Annotated in this window: 2 protein-coding genes and 1 pseudogene; 2 read left to right on the top strand and 1 reads right to left on the bottom strand. The window is 70.1% G+C overall.

All coding sequences use genetic code 11. The features are described from left to right. Positions 1 to 530 (bottom strand): annotated as a pseudogene (locus ABZ215_RS43595) (hypothetical protein); the annotation flags it as partial. Between the two features lie 447 nt (positions 531 to 977). Here ABZ215_RS43595 and ABZ215_RS43590 point away from each other — a divergent pair. Both ABZ215_RS43590 and ABZ215_RS43585 read left to right on the top strand, forming a co-directional pair. Beyond that, a complete protein-coding gene (locus tag ABZ215_RS43590; protein ID WP_354956814.1) occupies positions 978 to 1,946 on the top strand; it encodes a hypothetical protein in 969 nt (322 codons plus the stop codon). Positions 1,947 to 1,979: 33 nt separating this feature from the next. Next, positions 1,980 to 2,797, top strand: an 818-nt coding sequence (locus ABZ215_RS43585; protein WP_354956812.1) for a DNA methyltransferase, incomplete at its 3' end; no start/stop codon positions are given.

Below are 2,797 nucleotides of genomic sequence, written 5' to 3'. Positions count from 1 at the left end.
GGCGGCGGCAGGGCGGAACGGAAGCCGTGCCCCGAGGGCACCGGAGCGTCCAGCGCCTCGCGCACGCAGGCGTGGCCGGCACGGTAGGCGGCCCACCGCAGCCGGAGCATGATGCGCGGCTTGCGGAGGTCGATCGTCCCCAACTCGGCGACGAATCCGGCAAGCACCGCGGCATGAATGTCACTCGGATCGCCGGCGAACTTCGCCGACAGGGTCGCCGCGATTGAGGTCAACGCGGGCAGCGCGACACCGACCGCGCCAACCGTCCACGTCGCGCCTTCGGTGCGCGCCAGCAACACCAGATGCGCCCACACCGCGTCCCGCACCGTCTGCGGACACCGGCGACGCAACAGCCGGTCCCGCAGCTCGTTCAGCGGCACCCGCCGCGGCGGCAACCCGGCGAACAACCGGCCATCGACCGACACCGGATGGTCCCCGGCAACCAGCCACTCGAACGCCGCCCGAGCGGCGTCCAACGGCATCGCAGCGCGCTCGAAACCCGAGCGCGGAACAGCATCGCGCGAATTCATGAAATGACTCCCGAATGAGCCGGAACAACGACTCACCCAGGACGCCACAGCAGGTATGACCGGCCCGTGACCGAACCGGCACCGGACTAGTACAACCGACAAACCGACGATCTTGACACCGCGATAGTAAGATCATCTTTCGGTCAGGTCATGGACCGCGCATCCGTCATTCGAGGCCACGGCGATACCGGTTGAGCTGGACTTTTGGGAGCGCGGTACTAGTTCGGTACCAGTTCGGTCATAGACACCCCGCGACGTTCGGCCCCTCGAGGCCCAGGCCGCCTCGCGGAGGAGACGGGTCTCTGGAAACGCGGGCGCCGCAATCGACCGGAGAATCGTCGGAAATCTTGCCGCGAGATGTGTCCCCGGCGCCTGTCTATTCCGGAGTTCAGGAGCGTCATCAGCGCCGCGCACCGCCGTGCCGCCGAGCTTCCAGAGGGGACACCCATGACCACGCCCGACCACCCCAGCCGCCGCGCACCACGCAAGCGTTCCGGCCCCGCTCGCCCCACCCCGACCCGCCCCGCAGGCCGTCGCAGCGCCGACCGCCGCCCCTGGCCGACCGCCCCGACCACCACCCGACCCAGCCCCGGCAAACCCGCCGCCCGCACCTCGCACAGCACAACCTCGACACCCATTCCCGCAACCGTCTGGCCGGCAGGCCCGTCGCCGATCGACCTCAACGCCACCTGGCCCGCACCCATCGTCGAAAGGATCGTGACCGCGTTCAGCACACCCGGCGCGCGAGTCATGCTGCTGCCCTGGCCAACCTCCCATCGCGACCATCCTGCACTCGCTCCGGTCGGCCCGGACGGCGTCATCCACCAACCTCCCGACGCCGAACTCGCCGACGCGGTACACGCCGTTGAACACCTCGGTCGCACAGCCCAGGTCGACCGCGTCCCGCGCCCTATGGACACCGACGAGCGACCGTCCGCACCCTTCTGGGCAGACCTCATCGCCAACCGAAACCCCGCGCCCGCAACCCCCGCAAGCGGCGACGAGACGGGGCGAACCGACAGCGTGGATCTGATCATCTCGAGCGTGCATCCGGAGCAGTCGGGAGGCGGATCCGCCGACCTGGTCGGCCTCTACGCGGCCCGCCGGCTCCGCGTCGGCGGCATCCTCGCCGTCCTCACCCACAGTGACTGGACCACCGGTCAGCTCAGCGATCCCACCAGTGCCGTGGTCACCGCCGGCCAGAACGCCGACCTGCTCTATCTCCAGCACATCGTCGCCCTGCACGCACCCGTTCGCGACGGCCGATTCCACCTCTCCGACGACCACCGGGCCGACGCACGGGTCCGGCATCGAGCCGAGGTGCGCGGGCTGCCCGCCCCGCACCACCGCATCCACTCCGACGTCCTCGTCTTCGCTCAGCCCCACGACCACGGCCTGCAGGCCGACCCCCGCTGACAACCGTCTCCGCCAGCCAGAAAGGCCAAGCCCGTGCCCCAGCACGACCACACCCGCGGTTCCGCCGACGAGCCAACACAACCCATCCCCCACGCACTCATCAGCGCACTCGACGCGACGAACGACGTCTCGGTGTGGACCACCGCGCAGTCCTCCCCCGCCACCCAGCGCAAGGGCAAATACACGCCCGAATCGACCCCGCATCCGGCCAAGATGCTGCCCGATGTCGTCCGCCACGCCGTCGAGCACTACACCGCGCCGGGCGAACTGGTGCTCGACCCGATGTGCGGCATCGGCACCACACTCGTCGAAGCCGTACGCCTCGGCCGCCGCGCCGTCGGCGTCGAATACGAACCCCACTGGGTCGACGTCGCCCGCGCCAACCTCGACCTCGCCCGCGAACACGGCATCGACCACGACGCGAAGGTGTTCCACGGCGACGCCCGCCAACTCCTCACCCTGCTGCCCCAGCAATACGTCGGACAGGCCGCGCTCGTCGTCACCTCACCCCCATACGGACCCTCCACCCACGGCCGCGTCGCCGTCGCGCCCGGCGAGGGCATCCAGAAGTACTGGCACCGCTACGGCAACACCCTCGACCGCGGCAACCTCTCCAACATCGGCCACCACCGACTCCTCGCAGGCTTCACCCGCATCCTCGCCGCGACACGCACCTTCCTCCGCCCCGGCGGCCACGTCGTCATCACCATCCGCCCCTGGCGCGAACACTCCGAACTCATCGACCTGCCCGCACAAATCCTCGCCTGCGGCCGGGCCGCCGGACTCATCCCCGCCGAGCGCAACGTCGCGCTGCTCGCCCGCGCCGCCGAGACCGACCTGGTGCCTCGCGG

The sequence above is a fragment of the Amycolatopsis sp. NPDC006131 genome (genome assembly GCF_040614175.1).
Lineage (GTDB): Bacteria > Actinomycetota > Actinomycetes > Mycobacteriales > Pseudonocardiaceae > Amycolatopsis_E > Amycolatopsis_E tucumanensis.
This window is presented reverse-complemented; position numbering and strand designations above follow the sequence as displayed.

Excerpts from the sequence above, each read along its gene's own strand:
- ABZ215_RS43590 (WP_354956814.1), top strand. The coding sequence starts at position 978 with ATGACCACGCCCGACCACCCCAGCCGCCGCGCACCACGCAAGCGTTCC.